This is a genomic window from Pseudomonas rustica (genome assembly GCF_049959085.1).
Classification (GTDB): Bacteria; Pseudomonadota; Gammaproteobacteria; order Pseudomonadales; family Pseudomonadaceae; genus Aquipseudomonas; species Aquipseudomonas rustica.
In genome coordinates this window covers 3656423-3672200 of record NZ_CP188200.1, presented here as the reverse complement: position 1 = coordinate 3672200, position 15778 = coordinate 3656423, and the positions used below count along the sequence as shown (strand labels likewise).

Annotated in this window: 17 protein-coding genes; 10 read left to right on the top strand and 7 right to left on the bottom strand. The window is 59.0% G+C overall.

The window, feature by feature from the left end; all coding sequences use genetic code 11:
- Window positions 1-20 precede the first annotated feature (20 nt).
- Complete coding sequence (locus ACP3TY_RS16575) at window positions 21-392, bottom strand: glutaredoxin family protein (protein ID WP_159815716.1); 372 nt, start codon at window positions 390-392, stop codon at window positions 21-23.
- Window positions 393-496: 104 nt separating this feature from the next.
- Entirely contained in the window at window positions 497-1042 is a 546-nt protein-coding gene (gene folE / locus ACP3TY_RS16570) for a GTP cyclohydrolase I FolE (protein WP_053118666.1), read from the bottom strand.
- A 357-nt stretch (window positions 1043-1399) separates the two neighbouring features.
- On the opposite strand from folE, the gene ACP3TY_RS16565 reads away from it, so the two are divergent.
- The 4 genes from ACP3TY_RS16565 (at window position 1400) to ACP3TY_RS16550 (ending at window position 6521) form a co-directional block, all read left to right on the top strand.
- On the top strand, window positions 1400-1957 hold the full coding sequence (locus tag ACP3TY_RS16565) for a fimbrial protein (protein WP_426618011.1): 558 nt from the start codon (window positions 1400-1402) through the stop codon (window positions 1955-1957).
- 65 nt (window positions 1958-2022) lie between these two features.
- Window positions 2023-2763 (top strand): fimbria/pilus periplasmic chaperone, encoded by a 741-nt coding sequence (locus ACP3TY_RS16560; RefSeq protein WP_426618010.1) that lies wholly within the window; start codon window positions 2023-2025, stop codon window positions 2761-2763.
- A gap of 101 nt (window positions 2764-2864) precedes the next feature.
- Window positions 2865-5420 carry a fimbria/pilus outer membrane usher protein gene (locus ACP3TY_RS16555; protein WP_426618009.1) on the top strand — a complete coding sequence of 852 codons (2556 nt, stop codon included), beginning with the start codon at window positions 2865-2867 and terminating at the stop codon, window positions 5418-5420.
- Between the two features lie 51 nt (window positions 5421-5471).
- Complete coding sequence (locus ACP3TY_RS16550) at window positions 5472-6521, top strand: fimbrial protein (RefSeq protein ID WP_426618008.1); 1050 nt, start codon at window positions 5472-5474, stop codon at window positions 6519-6521.
- 22 nt (window positions 6522-6543) lie between these two features.
- Here the strand turns inward: ACP3TY_RS16550 and ACP3TY_RS16545 are convergent, their stop codons facing one another.
- The 3 genes from ACP3TY_RS16545 to ACP3TY_RS16535 all read right to left on the bottom strand — a co-directional run bounded on the left by ACP3TY_RS16545 (window position 6544) and on the right by ACP3TY_RS16535 (window position 8217).
- Window positions 6544-7101, bottom strand: a complete 558-nt coding sequence (locus ACP3TY_RS16545; protein ID WP_159815712.1) for a Smr/MutS family protein — start codon at window positions 7099-7101, stop codon at window positions 6544-6546.
- Between the two features lie 73 nt (window positions 7102-7174).
- The gene (locus ACP3TY_RS16540) at window positions 7175-7495 is read right to left on the bottom strand and encodes a hypothetical protein (protein ID WP_007914024.1); all 321 of its coding nucleotides are present in this window, start codon (window positions 7493-7495) and stop codon (window positions 7175-7177) included.
- Between the two features lie 131 nt (window positions 7496-7626).
- Window positions 7627-8217, bottom strand: coding sequence for a cysteine hydrolase family protein (locus tag ACP3TY_RS16535; RefSeq protein ID WP_053118675.1), 591 nt, complete (start codon window positions 8215-8217; stop codon window positions 7627-7629).
- A 238-nt stretch (window positions 8218-8455) separates the two neighbouring features.
- On the opposite strand from ACP3TY_RS16535, the gene prmB reads away from it, so the two are divergent.
- Window positions 8456-9364: a 50S ribosomal protein L3 N(5)-glutamine methyltransferase gene (prmB, locus tag ACP3TY_RS16530; RefSeq protein ID WP_053118677.1), complete on the top strand. Its 909-nt coding sequence runs from the start codon at window positions 8456-8458 to the stop codon at window positions 9362-9364.
- A 172-nt stretch (window positions 9365-9536) separates the two neighbouring features.
- Here prmB and ACP3TY_RS16525 read toward each other — a convergent pair whose 3' ends face one another.
- On the bottom strand, window positions 9537-10328 hold the full coding sequence (locus ACP3TY_RS16525; RefSeq protein WP_212544309.1) for a hypothetical protein: 792 nt from the start codon (window positions 10326-10328) through the stop codon (window positions 9537-9539).
- Window positions 10329-10426: 98 nt separating this feature from the next.
- Window positions 10427-11380, bottom strand: a complete 954-nt coding sequence (locus tag ACP3TY_RS16520) for an alpha/beta hydrolase (RefSeq protein ID WP_426618007.1) — start codon at window positions 11378-11380, stop codon at window positions 10427-10429.
- 130 nt (window positions 11381-11510) lie between these two features.
- Here ACP3TY_RS16520 and aroC point away from each other — a divergent pair, with 130 nt between their 5' ends.
- The 5 genes from aroC to mtnC all read left to right on the top strand — a co-directional run bounded on the left by aroC (window position 11511) and on the right by mtnC (window position 15730).
- Window positions 11511-12602, top strand: coding sequence for a chorismate synthase (gene aroC, locus ACP3TY_RS16515; RefSeq protein ID WP_008080929.1), 1092 nt, complete (start codon window positions 11511-11513; stop codon window positions 12600-12602).
- A gap of 31 nt (window positions 12603-12633) precedes the next feature.
- Window positions 12634-13779 carry an MFS transporter gene (locus tag ACP3TY_RS16510; RefSeq protein WP_401240426.1) on the top strand — a complete coding sequence of 382 codons (1146 nt, stop codon included), beginning with the start codon at window positions 12634-12636 and terminating at the stop codon, window positions 13777-13779.
- Window positions 13776-14402 (top strand): methylthioribulose 1-phosphate dehydratase, encoded by a 627-nt coding sequence (locus ACP3TY_RS16505; RefSeq protein WP_008080933.1) that lies wholly within the window; start codon window positions 13776-13778, stop codon window positions 14400-14402. The genes ACP3TY_RS16510 and ACP3TY_RS16505 overlap by 4 nt, the downstream gene beginning before the upstream one ends.
- Before the next feature lie 94 nt (window positions 14403-14496).
- Entirely contained in the window at window positions 14497-15042 is a 546-nt protein-coding gene (locus tag ACP3TY_RS16500) for a 1,2-dihydroxy-3-keto-5-methylthiopentene dioxygenase (RefSeq protein ID WP_007914042.1), read from the top strand.
- Between the two features lie 4 nt (window positions 15043-15046).
- Window positions 15047-15730 (top strand): acireductone synthase, encoded by a 684-nt coding sequence (mtnC, locus tag ACP3TY_RS16495; protein WP_212544313.1) that lies wholly within the window; start codon window positions 15047-15049, stop codon window positions 15728-15730.
- Window positions 15731-15778 lie beyond the last annotated feature (48 nt).

Here is a 15778-nt window from a genome sequence, read left to right as displayed (position 1 = left end):
ATCAGCCCAACATAGAAATATCAGACCGCAGCAAATCGCTTATCCAGATAATCAATAATCACCTTCGACTCATACATCCACGTCGTCTGCCCATTCTCTTCAATGCGCAGGCAAGGCACCTTGATCCGGCCGCCCTGTTCCAACAGCGCCTGGCGATCCTGCTCATTGTTCTTCGCATCCTTCAACGCCACCGGCACATTCAGGCGACGCAACGTACGGCGGGTTTTCACGCAGAACGGGCAGGCGTGAAACTGATACAGGGTCAGATCTTTCGCCGCAGCGTCCACTTGAGCCTGAGCAGCGGCGGGGCGCTTTTTCTTGCCCGGACGGGTGAGGAAGTCGATGAAGATAACCAGTTGGCCGAGGCCGACACGAAGCGCTTTGACGAACACGTTGAAAGCCTCACGGTGCAGATTGAGAAAGGCGCGCAGCTTACCCGATTTTTCACGGGCGAAAAAAAACCGGCGATGAATGCCGGTTTTTTTCGTGCTGCGAATTACTTGATCAGGCTGAGAAACTCGCTGCGGGTGGCAGCGTTCTCACGGAACTCACCGAGCATCACCGAAGTGATCATCGACGAATTCTGCTTCTCGACACCGCGCATCATCATGCACATGTGCTTGGCCTCGATCACTACGGCAACGCCCAGTGCGCCGGTCACTTGCATGATGGCGTCGGCGATCTGGCGGCTGAGGTTTTCCTGAATCTGCAGACGACGCGCGTACATGTCGACGATGCGCGCGACCTTCGACAGGCCCAGCACTTTGCCGCTCGGGATGTACGCAACGTGCGCCTTGCCGATGAACGGCAGCATGTGGTGTTCGCACAACGAGTACAGCTCGATGTCCTTGACCAGCACCATTTCGCTGTTGTCGGAGCTGAACAGGGCACCATTGGTGACCTCTTCAAGCGTTTGTTCATAACCGCGGCAGAGGTACTGCATGGCTTTGGCGGCACGCTTCGGCGTGTCGAGCAGGCCCTCGCGGGAGACGTCCTCGCCCAGTTGGCCGAGAATCGCGGTGTAGTTCTGTTCCAGTGTCACAGAGGCTGATTCCATAAGGGTTTCAGAGGGGTACTGTTTTGTGTCTGTACCAATTGTGTGCCAAGCAGCTGTTTCAGGCTGAATGACAATAAACGCAGGGTTCATACCCGCCATGGCGCACATGGTAGCGTAAGTGTGTCGGCAGTTGTATGGCCGGTGGGCGCGAAGGGCCAATTCTGGCCGCGTATGCGCATGCTGGAAGTTTTATCAATTCCACATTTTCTTTCTGGGAATAGGAAATTTCCTACAGTGTTCTTGGGCGTTCCTCGGCAAAGTTTCTCCCCTCGAAAACATCGAGATGTCTGCCGCTAGCAAGTTTTGACGGCAGAGGGGACTGACTGACAGGAATTCAACCCAATGAAAAACACTGCAATGAGCGCGAAAATCTACATGGTCGGTTTGCTGGCTGGTGCTGGTCTTTTAGCCGCGTCGGGCGCCTCTGCGGCGGACGGCACCATCACCATTCAAGGTCAGGTAACGGATGCTTCCTGCTTGATCGCCGTGGACGGTGGCACCGGCGACTCCAGAATCACCTTGCCGGCGGTTTCCAAAAGCGCTCTCGCGACTCCGGGCGACACCGCCGGTGCCAAAGGTTTCACCATGCAACTCAGTGGTTGCCCTACCACTGGCAGCGTTCGCGCCGCATTTGCGCCACTGAACGTGGATCCGGCCACTGGCTATCTGCAAAACACCGCCTCGGTGAGTGCTGCCACAAACGTCCAGGTGCAAGTGCTTGATGGCGCGGCAACCCCCATCGACCTGCGCGATAACACCGGCAACAGCTACGTGCCGTTCGTGGATCAGGGCGGTGCCGGTGTGGCTGATCTCAACTATGCCGCGCGTTACGTGGCAACGGGCATTGCGACAGCGGGCCAGGTCGATACCCAGTTGGTTTACACCCTGGACTACCAGTAAAGACACGTGGGCAGCCAGCCGCGGTTATCCGCGCAACTGCCTGCCCGGTGCCTGTGGAAAAAACCATGAAGACCACTCTGACACACCTGCTCAAAGGCCTTTTGCTCAGTGCGCTACTGGGATCGAATGTCGCGCTGGCAAGTGTACAGGTCGCCGGCACCCGTTTTGTCTACCCGACGGCAGAGCGTGAAATCACTGTTGGCCTGACCAACAGCGGCAGCCAGCCAGCGCTGGTGCAAACCTGGCTGGATAAGGGCGATCCCGCGTCGACTCCGGGCGCGCAAAAGCTGCCCTTTGTGATCGTGCCGCCGCTCATGCGTATTGAGCCGGGCAAGGGCCAGACATTGCGCATTGCTTACATCGGCGGTGATGTACCCACGGATCGTGAGTCGGTGTATTGGCTCAATGTGCTCGAAGTGCCGCCAAAATCGGCGAGTGCGCCAGGGCAAAACGTCATGCAGATCGCCTTTCGCTCACGCCTGAAATTATTCCTGCGACCTTCGGACTTACCGGGCAGTCCGGAAAAAGCCGCCGAGCAAGTGACTTGGGAAGTGGTGCACGCGGCGCAAGGTTACGTGCTGCGCGCGCACAACAAGGCTCGTTACAACATCAGCTTCAGTGAAGTGGCGCTCAACGCCGGCGGCCAGCGTTACGCCAATACCGACGGCGGCATGGTCGGACCGAGTGGCACCTTTGATTTCCCCTTGAAGGGCCTGAGCTCAAACGTGGCGAGTGGCGAAGTCGACAGTCGATGGATCAGTGACTACGGCAATGCCAACGCCCAACGGTACAGCCTCGGCCAGTGACCGCTGTGCGCGGTTATCGAGGAAAATTTTCTACATCACGTGAGCGCCGGCAAAACGGATCTGCCTGAACGCTGACTTGATCGAAAAGCATTGAGTTCGCCATGACTGATTTGTATCGACTGCATTCGGCAGTCGGGAAGCATTTTGCTGTGCGCAAGAAGCGTTTGCAGACGGCTGTTCTACAAGCGTTGACGTTGTTGATAGGCGGCGCAAGTGGCGCGGTTTTCGCAGGCACCGAGCCGGCTGACGTCACCTTTGACAGTACGTTTTTGCAAGGCTTTGGCCAGAACCTCGATCTGTCGCGCTACGCCCGGGCCGGCATGGTGCCCGCCGGTGAATATCGACTGCAGGTGACGGTCAATGGCAAAGATCAAATGAGTCAGACCGTGCGCGTGGTCGCCGCCGGGAAGAATGCATCACGCTTTTGCTTTCGCGCTGCTGACGTCGAGCGTTGGGGCGTGAGAGTGAACAAACTGCCGGATCAGGAGCAGGTCGCCAAGACCCTCGCCAGCGATTGCGTAGAAGTACAGGCGCTGATTCCCGGTGCTTCCTTTCGTATGGACATGGCCAGTCTGCAAGGCGATCTGAGTATCCCGCAGGCCTACGCCGGGCGAGTGAGGCGCGGTTACGTCGATCCTTCGGAATGGGATTCGGGCGTCACCGCCGGTTTTGTCACTTACAACGCCAACGCCTTCGAAAACCAGAACAGCGTCGGCGACGACAGCAGCAGTTTCAGTCTCGGTGTGAACAGCGGTTTCAACATTGCCGACTGGCGATTGCGCCATAACGGCAATTTCAACTACGACGACGATGCCGGCAGCACGTACAGCGCCACCAACAGCTATGCACAGCACGATGTCTCGTCGATGAAAGCGCAGTTCACTTTGGGCGAATATTTCACCCCCGGCGACAGCTTCGACAGTGTGCCTTTCACCGGTGTGCAACTGGCCAGCGACGACAGCATGCTGCCGGAAAGCGAACGCGGGTTCGCACCCATTGTCCGTGGTATCGCCGACACCAACGCCAAAGTCACCATTCGCCAGGCCGGGCGGATCATCCACGAAGTCACCGTGGCTCCCGGCGCCTTCGTCATTGACGATTTGTACGCCACCGGGTATGCCGGTGATCTCGACGTAACCGTCACCGAGGCCGATGGCCGGCAGAAATCCTTCACGGTTGCGTTTGCCTCTGTGGTGCAAATGCTGCGTCCCGGCGCATCGCGTTTCAGCCTGACCGTCGGGCGTTATCGCGATGACAACCTCGACGACCAGTTGCGTTTCACCCAAGGCACCTACCGCCGAGGCATATCCAACCTGCTGACCTTGTACGGCGGCGGAATTCTGGCCGAAGACTACGGCTCGCTGATCACCGGTGCCGCAGTCGGTACGCCGATTGGTGCGATCGCGTTTGATGCCTCGTTCTCGAGGGCCTCAGGTTTGCCGCAAATTACCACCGATGAAGGCTCCGGTGATTCGAGCGGGCGCAGTTACCGCATCAGTTACAGCAAACTGATCGATGAAACCCGCACCAATTTCGCCTTGGCTGCCTACCGATTTTCCAGTGAGGGGTATCTGGGGCTCAGCACGTTTGCTCACTTGCACGAAGGCGATCCAACCCAGGCCTATCTCGAGCGCAACCGTTTCCAGGTCAGCGTCAGCCAGCCGATGGGCGAAGTGGGTGACTTCTATGTGAACGGTGTGTCGAGCAGTTATTGGGATGGCCGCGCCGACTCCACCACGTATCAGGTGGGCTACAGCAAGAGTTTCAACTGGGGCAGCCTGAGTGTGTCGGCCGGTCGCGAGTTCCAGGACGACGAAAGCAACGACACCTATCTGCTCAGCTTGAGTGTTCCGCTGGGTTCCGGCTCACGACGTCCGACCTTGAGCACAACCGCCTCTTATGACGGCGACAACAACAGCACGGTGCGTACCAACGTCACTGGCACGGCCGGCGAGCGCAATCAAGCCAACTATGGCGTGTACGCCAGTCGCTCCAGCAGCGATGACGATGCCACGCACAGTTACGGCGGCAACGTGCAGTACCGCTCCTCGATAGCGCAGGTCGGGGCGAGCGTCAGTCGCGGCGAAGACTTTACCCAATACACCGGTTCGGCCAGCGGTACCGTTGTTGCCCACTCCGGCGGCATCGTTTTCAGTCCCGAACAGGGCGAGACCATGGCATTGATTGAAGCCAGAGGCGCCGGCGGGGCGAGTGTGGCCAACGGTCAGGGCAACGCGCTCGATGACGATGGCCAGGCACTGACAGCAGGGCTGGTGCCGTATCGCAACAACAATGTCGGAATCAACCCGAAAGGCTTGCCCGTTGACGTTGAACTGGAGAACACCCAGCAACAAGTCGCGCCGCGCCGGGGTGCGATCGTGCGGCTGGATTACCCGACGATCATCGGCAAACCGCTGTTGCTGCAACTGGACAATAACGCGGACGTGCCTTTCGGGGCGCAGGTAGTGGACGCGGACGGTAAACAGATTGCGTTGGTCGGGCAGGGCGGTTTGATCTTCGTGCGCGGTGAGCACCAAGGTTTGAAAGCGGTCTGGGGAGAGGATTCAGGGCAGTCATGCCTGTTGCGTTTTGACCCGGCAACCGGGGCAGAGGATCAGTTGTATCAGCAGGTCGACGCCACGTGTGTTCATGGCTGAGTCGTTGGCTGAAGTTGCTCTTCCATTCGAATTATCAGAGAGCCCTTAATCATGCTGGATAGAAAAAATAATCAACATTTAATCGCATGGATTTTTTCTTGTTTGATGTCGCTATTTTCGGTTTCTGCCAATGCATGGGATCAGCCACATGACAACTGTTCTACGGCGGAGCTTCCAACAAGACTGGGGTTTCAGGCAAAAAGCTGGAGCGCTCTGCCCATCGGATCAGTCATTCCCGGGTCTGATAACTCTACTTCGTTGCATATTCAATGCAGCAGTAAATCAGATGCCGACACTGGCTGTGAAGGTGGTGGTGGCTGGTCGTTGGCGGGCAGAGGCTTTTCGCTAACCGCTACTCAGTTCGCCAATACCTATACCTATGCCGGTTTGAACGATGGAATCGGCTTCCAATTTTTAGGAAGCGATGGCACACCAGTGCCCATACTCTATCAAGGCGCCACTGCAGTATTTATCATCAGTCCGGATACACCTGTCGACGGCTTACAAGCAGTAACGCTTCGTTACCGTTTGATCAAAATAAAGCCTGTAGTAGCTGAAGGCACTACAATGACGCCAAACTTCTCCGTGGGTTGTCAGCATGCGGAGTGGGCAAACAACAATGAGACCAGTAGTTATATTTCCTACGGTGCCAATATCACGCGAGTGACCAGTACCTGCGTTCCAGTGGTTTCTAATACATCCGTCATATTGCCTGCCGTTTCGCGCACCAGTTTCAATGGTGTAGGCAGTGTTGCGCGACGTACGGCCTTCAACCTGGGCTTCCAATGCGATCCAAATGCCCATGCGGTTGTGGCACTCACGGATGGTTCCACACCGGGTACCACCGGGTCTGTCGTTACGCTGAACACCGGTTCAACAGCGAAGGGCATTGGCGTGCAGTTACTATCCGATGGCGTACCCATCGAAATGACGCCGAATGAATTGTTCTCGGTCGGCGGAACGCATTTGACCCTCGATTCCGAGCCCGGCGCGAGCCAGGTCATTAACCTGCCTTTGGCCGTCGAGTATGTACAAAGCGCTGCGCCGATCACCTCGGGAACGGTCGAGGCTTCGGTGCTGGTCAACATTGCCTATCAATGAACGGCGTGATGCGCGGTTCGCGTTACTCGTCGCGACCTTCCATCATCGTGCGTTTGAGCATCACGTACACCGCACCGGCGCCGCCATGCTTGGCCTGACACGAGCAGAACCCGAGCACCTGTGCATGCTGACGCAGCCAGGTGTTGACGTGGCTTTTGATCATCGGTCGCTTGCCGTCCAGTCGCACGGCTTTGCCATGGGTGACACGCACGCAGCGGATTTCAAATTTGGTCGCTTCGGCAAGAAAAGCCCAAAGGGTTTCGCGAGCCTTTTCGACGCTCATGCCATGCAGATCGAGGCTGCCTTCGAACGGAATCTGACCGACCTTGAGCTTGCGCATCTGGCTTTCCTGCACGCCGTCGCGCGACCACATCAGCTCGTCTTCCGGGCCGACATCGATCACGAACTGGTCGGACAGACCATCAACGGTGGTGGCGTCGGTGCGCACGGTGGCGGACTGGCGCAGCTTGGCGATTTGCGCGCGATCAGTCTTGGGCTTGCCGGTGTCGGCGCGGTCGTGCTTGATCGGCTTGACGCCGCGCAGCTCGTTTTTGAACAGGGAAAAATCGTCGTCTTGCATGTCAGCCTCCGCGAAGGGCGGCCAGTTTACCCAAGTCGAAACAAAACGGCCCGGCAAAAAGCCAGGCCATTGTTCAATCGTGTTTTTTCATCAGGTGCGGGGACATGTTCAGTTCCCGCGATTGCCGTGCGCGACGGCGGCAGCGGCGCCACAGGGCGACACCGAAATACAGAAACAGCAAACCGACCGCCAGAATGATTGCCGAACCCATCGGCGTGGCATTCAAATCACCGAGCGCCGGCGGGCGCCCCAGCAGGCTGGCGGCACCGGCCATCGCCAGCAGCACCCCGAACGTCGCCAGAATGGCAGCGATCGCAGCGCCGAATCGAAAACGCCAGTTACTTTGGCCTTTGGGCCGCAAGCGGCGAGCGTCAAATCCATCGGATAACTTCATTCCGACCTTCCTCAATGGTATCGGCCCTTCGACCGGGAGTTGACGATGTTGTTCCTGAGGCTAAGGCAATTGCGGCAAATGAGAGGGTTTTGCGGATGAGCGGCCATGCGCGCCGCTCATCTGAGCTCGAATCAGATCAGATCCTGAGTCAAGGCGAGGGTGGCGAAGTTGTCGGCCATGATCGCCATTTCGGCTTCTTGTACAAGTTCAGCGCTGAGCACACGGCCCTTGAACGGCAGGTCACGGGTGGCGCAGGCATCTTCAACCAAAGTGCAGCGGAAACCCAGGTTCTTCGCGGCGCGCACCGTGGTGCTTACGCTGGAGTGGCTCATGAAACCGCAAACGATCAGATCCAGCGAACCAAGGTTTTGCAGACGATCGAGCAACTCGGTGCCGTGGAACGCGCTCGGCAGCAGTTTGCCGATGATGGTTTCGTCGCCCTGCGGTTCGAGGCCCGGGATGAACTCACCGCGCTCGCCTTGCGGGTCGAACAGACCACCAACGGTGCCGAGGTGACGCACGTGCACGATCGGCCGACCGGCTGCACGGGCTGCGGCAACCACTTGTTTGATGTTCGCGACGGCCGCGTCCATGCCGCTCAGGGCCAGCGGGCCACTGAGGTATTCCTTCTGGGCATCGATGATGACCACGGTGGCATGGCTCAGAGTGGCCGCTGCGTAACCGCGGCCGCTGAGTTGAAACATCGTTTTTGGAACGGACATTCTGGGGCTCCTTGGGGTGGGGCTTTTGCGGCATTGTCCTCTGGCTGAGCGATTCTGTGAATCGCTACCATCGTAGGCACCGTCGATTGTGGCCTGCAGCCCCGTCACGTTACACGTTCTGTTCAATGGCTGATGCAAAAAAAAGAAAACTCCTACCGTCGCTCGAAGTTTTTCCTGCGTCGTCGTTACGCGTTTTGGCTGGTAGAATCGCCAGTCGTTTTTTCTGGAGTTCTGCCCCGTGATCACTTCCCGACTTCGTACCCTGCGCGACCACATCCGTTGGGCCGTCAGCCGCTTCCATGGGGAGGATCTGTTTTTCGGCCATGGCACCGACAATGCGTGGGACGAAGCCCGCCAGTTAGTGCTCGGTGCCTTGCACCTGCCGTGGGAAATCGCCGACAGCTACCTTGATTGCGCGCTGGAAGACGACGAACTGGTCAACCTGCAACGCCTGCTCAAGCGCCGCATCGAAGAACGCATTCCGACCGCGTACCTGTTGGGCGAAGCGTGGTTCTGCGGCATGTCGTTCATTGTCGACGAGCGTGTGTTGATTCCGCGTTCGCCGATTGGCGAGCTGATCGAAAACCGCTTCGCGCCGTGGATCGGCACCGAGCCTGCGCGCATTCTCGACCTGTGCACTGGCTCCGGTTGCATCGGCATTGCCTGCGCCTACGAGTTCCAGAACGCCGAAGTGGTGTTGGCGGATCTGTCGTTCGAAGCGCTGGAAGTGGCCAATCAGAACATCGAGCGCCACGGCGTGGACGAGCGCGTGTACACGGTGCAGGGCGATGGTTTTGATGGTTTGCCGGGTCAGCGTTTCGACCTGATCGTGTCGAACCCGCCTTATGTCGATGCGGAAGATTTCGCCGACATGCCGGATGAATATCAGCATGAGCCTGAACTGGGTCTGGCGTGCGGCGATGATGGTTTGAATCTGGTTCGGCGGATGCTGGCTGAAGCGGCGGATCACCTGACCGAGAAGGGCTTGCTGATCGTTGAAGTAGGCAACAGCCAGGTGCACGTGGACGCGTTGTACCCGGAAGTCGATTTCGCCTGGCTGGACTTCCAGCGCGGCGGGCATGGCGTGTTCATGCTGACCGCAGAACAATGCCGCAACCACCAGGCCCTGTTCGCTTCCCGCGTCTAATCGAGACCGATCGTTCCCACGCTCTGCGTGGGAACGTCTCAATGGACGCTCTGCGTCCGCTTTTGGAACGCGGAGCGTCCCGGGCTGCATTCCCACGCGGAGCGTGGGAACGATCAAACAGGGTGTACACCGATCCCAGTGTAGGAGCTGCCGCAGGCTGCGATCTTTTGATCTACCGGTGCGTCGCAATCCAGATCAACAACCCCGCCTGAAACACCGCAAACGCCACCAGACAAGTAATCGTAAAGCGCAACCCGGCGTCTTCACGCTTGAACTTGCCGACTTTCTCTTCCTGCTTCTTCAGCTTCACTTCCTGCTCAGCCAGATTCTGCTCAGCCTGCTGGAGCATCTGCGCCGCTTCAAGAATCTCGACGATTTGCAGCTTTTCGCTGTTCCAGTCGCCAAGCAAGTCACCGACCTGCACTTCCTTGACGCTGCCCTTCAAATGCTGGGCATCGGCGTAGACCACATCAAAGCCGTGCACGCGCAGGAAATGATCGCGACGCAGGCGCGTGTCTTCGTTCAACGCGTCCTTGTTGTTCAAATCCATGCCGTCGACGGTGTAGGTCGGCCAGCGCTTCTTCGCCCAATTGATGCCTTGCGCGGCCATGTAACGGCCGATGCCACGGTTCAACGGTTCGATCTGCAAACCGCTGTCCGGGCCGAAATGCACACGCTTGGTCGCGTGATCAACCCACACATCCAGTTGGTTCTGCTCTTTGCGCACCCGCTGGCCCGGCAGTTTGATCGCCATGCGCATCAGGCTGATTTCTTTGCTGTTGCGCTCGGCGTAACCGAATTCGACAAAGCGCAGTGGCCGCCCGCCGGTGTTGCGGTCGGTCTGCAGCGGGGCCAGGCGGAGCATCTTGTGGTGCTCGACGTGGACGTCCGCCCACGGCAGCTCGGCCGCTGGCGGTGCGTCTTTTTCAGCGGCGGTGTCGGGTGAAGTCTGGGTATCAGTCATAACGGCGAGATCCTGTCCAAGCCCTGCTTGTCGCCAGCCGTTGCGCTGGCGACAAAGGCTTATCGGCCGTTTTTTGCGGTACTGGAGGGCAAAAGCGTTTAACGGGTGCGAAGTCCGTCAATAAAACTGAGGATTGTCGCGCCTAACTCGGCCGCGAGTGGCAAGTTTGGATCCTTGTAGGAGGCCAATTGCCGCTTCATGTCGTTATGCACAATGCGCAACACGTGGTTCATGCCCTCGATCACCACCAGTTCGGCATCCGGTTTGGCAGCCTTGAGCCGCTTGGCATCGTCAACGCTGACCTGAATATCGTTCGTGCCCTGAATGATCAGCGCCGGCATTTTCAATTGCGCGAAGTCTTGCGCTGGATCTTGACGGAAAAGCGAAATCAGATACGGCTGCACGCTCGGGCGGAAGATCACCTGCAACGGCTGCGGCACGTTGTCATCGGTGCGACCGGCCTTGAGGCTGTCGAGCAGTTCGTTACTGCGCAGCATCAACGCCGGCGGCAGGCTGCGTGCCAGTTGTTCACGAATCACTTGATCGACCGGTCGGGCACTCCCCGACAGAGATATCACCGCCGCCGCATCGACTTTCGGCGCGGCGAGACTGGCGATCAACGCGCCTTCACTGTGACCGAGCAGAATCAACGAGCCGAAGCGCGGATCAGCCTTGAGCTTCTGTCCCCACGCCACGGCATCGGCGGCATAAGATTCGATCGACAAATTGCGCTCGTCGGGCGTCGCCGGCAGGCTCGCGGCCACTCCACGTTTGTCGTAACGCACGCTGGCGATGTTGTGTTTGGCCAGCACCCACGCCAGCCGTTTAAGGCTGTCGTTGCGCCCGCCGTCGGGGTTGTTTCCGTCGCGGTCTGTAGGGCCGGAGCCGGAAATGATCAGGACAACCGGCACAGGCTTGTCGGACTTTGGCAGCAACAGCGAGCCGAAAAGTTCGCCGCTGCCGGTATCCAGAGTGACCGGGCGTTGTAAGACCGTCGCTTGGGCAAAGCCCGTAAACAAGGTAAGACTCAAGAGCAAAACTCGCAGCATCATCACGCCATCATTGGTCAAGGTGCCGGTTGGACTCGCCAACACCGCTAAGGTTCGAGGATGAACTACTCGGTTAGCCTGCGTATACTGGCGCGCATCACGAATTTGGGTTTGATTTCACGGAGCGTCCTGCATGTCCGGCAATACCTACGGCAAGTTGTTCACTGTCACCACCGCTGGCGAAAGCCATGGTCCGGCGTTGGTCGCCATTGTCGACGGCTGCCCGCCGGGCCTGGAGATCTCCCTCGAAGACCTGCAGCGCGACCTCGATCGCCGCAAGCCCGGCACCAGCCGCCACACCACCCAGCGCCAGGAAGCCGACGAAGTCGAAATCCTTTCCGGCGTGTTCGAAGGGCGCACCACCGGTTGCTCGATCGGCCTGCTGATCCGCAACACCGACCAGAAGTCCAAGGACTACTCGGCGATCAAGGATCTGTTCCGCCCGGCCCACGCCGACTACACCTACCACCACAAATACGGTGAACGTGATTACCGTGGCGGTGGCCGCAGCTCGGCGCGCGAAACCGCGATGCGCGTGGCAGCGGGTGCAATCGCGAAGAAATACCTGGCCAGCCAAGGCATCGTCATCCGTGGCTACATGAGCCAGCTCGGCCCGATCGAAATCCCGTTCAAGACCTGGGATTCGGTGGAAGAGAACGCCTTCTTCAGCCCCGATCCGGACAAAGTCCCGGAGCTGGAAGCCTACATGGATCAGTTGCGCCGCGATCAGGACTCGGTCGGGGCGAAGATCACCGTCGTCGCCGAAGGCGTGATGCCAGGTCTCGGCGAGCCGATTTTCGACCGTCTCGACGCTGAACTGGCCCACGCGCTGATGAGCATCAACGCCGTCAAAGGCGTGGAAATTGGCGCCGGTTTCGCCTCGGTCGCCCAACGCGGCACTGAGCATCGCGATGAAATGACCCCGCAAGGTTTCCTCAGCAACAATGCCGGCGGCATTCTCGGTGGTATTTCTTCCGGTCAGCCGATCGTTGCCCATCTGGCCTTGAAACCGACGTCGAGCATCACCACCCCGGGCCGTTCGATCGATATCCACGGCAACCCGGTCGACGTCATCACCAAGGGCCGTCACGACCCGTGCGTCGGCATCCGCGCCACGCCGATTGCCGAAGCGATGATGGCCATCGTGTTGATGGATCATCTGCTGCGTCACCGTGGCCAGAACGCCGATGTGCGCGTGAGCACGCCGGTGCTGGGTCAGCTTTGATGGCAGGCCCTGAAGCCGTCGCGGCATAACCGTGGCGGCGCTCCCTTACTGGCGGCTGTCCAGTTTCTATCTGTTCTATTTCGCCTTGCTTGGTTCGACAGCGCCGTTTCTGGCGCTGTACTTCGATCACCTCGGCTTCAGTCCGGCGCGGATCGGTGAACTGGTGGCCATCCCGATGCTGATGCGCTGCGTGGCGCCGAACATCTGGGGCTGGCTCGGCGACTACACCGGCAAACGTCTGGCGATCGTGCGCTTCGGCGCCGTGTGTACGCTGCTGACCTTCTCGTTGATTTTCGTCAGCAAGACCTACGCCTGGCTGGCGATGGTCATGGCGCTGCACGCATTCTTCTGGCACGCGGTGCTGCCGCAATTCGAAGTCATCACCCTCGCGCATTTGCAGGGGCAAACCTCGCGTTACAGCCAGATTCGTTTGTGGGGCTCGATCGGTTTCATCATCACCGTGGTGGTGCTCGGTCGTCTGTTCGAATGGCTGAGCCTCGACATCTACCCGGCGGCGCTGGTGCTGATCATGGCCGGCATCGTCCTCAGCAGTCTGTGGGTGCCGAACGCGCAACCGCCGCAAGGCAATCGGCCGAGCGGCGAAGGGTTCCTCAAACAACTGCGCAATCCCGGCGTGCTGGCGTTTTATGGCTGCGTCGCGCTGATGCAGATGAGCCACGGCCCGTATTACACCTTTCTGACCTTGCACCTCGAACGACTTGGTTACACGCGCGGCACCATCGGCATGCTCTGGGCCGTGGGCGTGGTCGCCGAAGTGCTGATGTTTATGGCGATGAGCCGGATTCTTGCGCGGTTTTCCCTGCGCCGCGTATTGCTGGCGAGTTTTCTGCTGGCGGCGCTGCGCTGGTTGCTGCTAGGTTCGTTCGCCGAGTTTCTCTGGGTGCTGTTGTTCGCGCAGGTTCTGCACGCGGCGACCTTCGGCAGTTTTCACGCCGCTGCCATCGCCTTCGTGCAACGTAGCTTCGGCGCGCGCCAGCAAGGGCAGGGCCAAGCGCTGTACGCCGCGCTGGCCGGCACCGGCGGCGCGATGGGCGCGTTGTATTCCGGTTACAGCTGGAATGCCCTCGGCGCAACATTGACCTTTAGTATTGCCAGTCTCGCGGCGCTCGCTGCTGCCGTTATCATTGCCACACGTATGCAAGAGGACAGGCCATGAGCCTTACGCGTGAACAGCTCGCCCAGCAAATCGTCGACGCCGGGCGTTTTCTTTATGGTCGCGGCTGGTCGCCGGCCACCAGCAGCAATTACTCGACGCGTCTGTCGCCGAGCGAAGCGTTGCTGACTGTGTCCGGCAAGCACAAGGGCCAATTGGGTCTGGACGATGTGCTCGCCACCGACCTTTCCGGCAATAGCCTGGAGCCGGGCAAAAAACCGTCCGCCGAAACCCTGCTGCACACTCAGCTGTATAGCTGGCGGCCGGAGATCGGCGCGGTGTTGCACACCCATTCGGTCAACGCCACGGTGTTGTCGCGCCTGACGCCGGAAGACTTTATCGAGTTCGAAGATTACGAACTGCAAAAAGCCTTCAGCGGTGTTTCGACCCATGAATCGCGGGTGCGTGTGCCGATTTTCGACAACGATCAGGACATTGCGCGCCTCGCCGCCAAGGTGCAGCCTTGGCTCGACGCCCACCCTGATTGCGTCGGCTATCTGATTCGCGGTCACGGCCTCTACACCTGGGGCGCACAGATGAACGACGCGCTGCGGCAGATCGAGGCCTTTGAATTTCTGTTTGAATGCGAGTTGAAAACCCGCAGCGTCATGAACCGCCAAGGCTGACTTCACCAGAAGTAGCCCATTTGCCTGATGAAATGCTGTGCCCGACCGGTCTGCAAGAACCGGACGGCAAGGCCGATACCGAGGAATTGCCCCAATGAGCAGCCTGTCCGTCTATCACGTCTCCAGCCCCGACATTCCCAACAAAGTGCTGACCCACTTTGAAGACATCGCCTCGACCCTGGCCGAGCAGGGCGTGCGCTTCGACCGCTGGCAAGCCGCCGCCAAGATCCAGCCCGGCGCTACCCAGGAAGAAGTGATCAGCGCTTATAAAGAGCAGATCGACAAGCTGATGACCGAACGCGGTTACATCACCGTCGACGTCATCAGCCTGAACAGTGATCATCCGCAAAAAGCCGAACTGCGCGCCAAGTTTCTCGAAGAACATCGCCATGGCGAAGACGAGGTACGATTTTTCGTCGCCGGCCGTGGGCTGTTTACCCTGCACATCGACGATTACGTCTACGCCGTACTCTGCGAGAAGAATGATCTGATCTCGGTACCGGCCGGCACCAAACACTGGTTCGACATGGGCGAGCATCCGCACTTTGTCGCGATCCGCCTGTTCAACAACCCTGAAGGCTGGGTTGCCAACTTCACCGGCGAAGACATCGCCGGCCGTTTCCCGCGTCTGGAGGACTGATTCGATGTCGATCAAAGCCATTGTCACTGACATCGAAGGCACCACCAGCGCGGTGAGTTTCGTGTTTGACGTACTGTTTCCGTATGCGGCCAAACACCTGCCGGACTTTGTGCGGCAGAACGCCGAACGTGCCGATGTCGCCGAGCAACTCGACGCCGTGCGCCGTGACAGCAATGCGCCGCAGGCCGATGTTGAGCGGGTTGTTGAAATTCTGCTGAGCTGGATCGAGGAAGACCGCAAGGCCACGCCGCTCAAGGCTTTGCAAGGCATGGTCTGGGCCCAGGGTTATCACGCCGGGCAGTTGAAAGGGCACGTTTACCCGGACGCGGTTGAAGCGCTGCAACGCTGGCACGCGGCGGGTTATCAACTGTTTGTGTATTCGTCGGGGTCGATTCAGGCGCAGAAGCTGATTTTCGGTTGTTCCGAGGCGGGGGATTTGACGCCGCTGTTCAGCGGGTATTTCGACACCACGTCGGGGCCCAAGCGTGAGGCGCAGTCTTACACCAACATTCAGCAAGCCATCGGCGTCGCGCCCGAGGAAATTTTATTCCTCTCGGACATCGTCGAAGAACTCGACGCCGCACAAGCCGCCGGCCTGCAAACCTGCGGCCTCGCCCGCGAAGGCGGCGAGCTGGGCAACCACATCACCGTCGACACCTTCACCGGAATAGAACCCGAAGCCTTCTAACCACACAAAACCCCTGTAGGAGCTGCGGAACGCTGCGATCTTTTGATC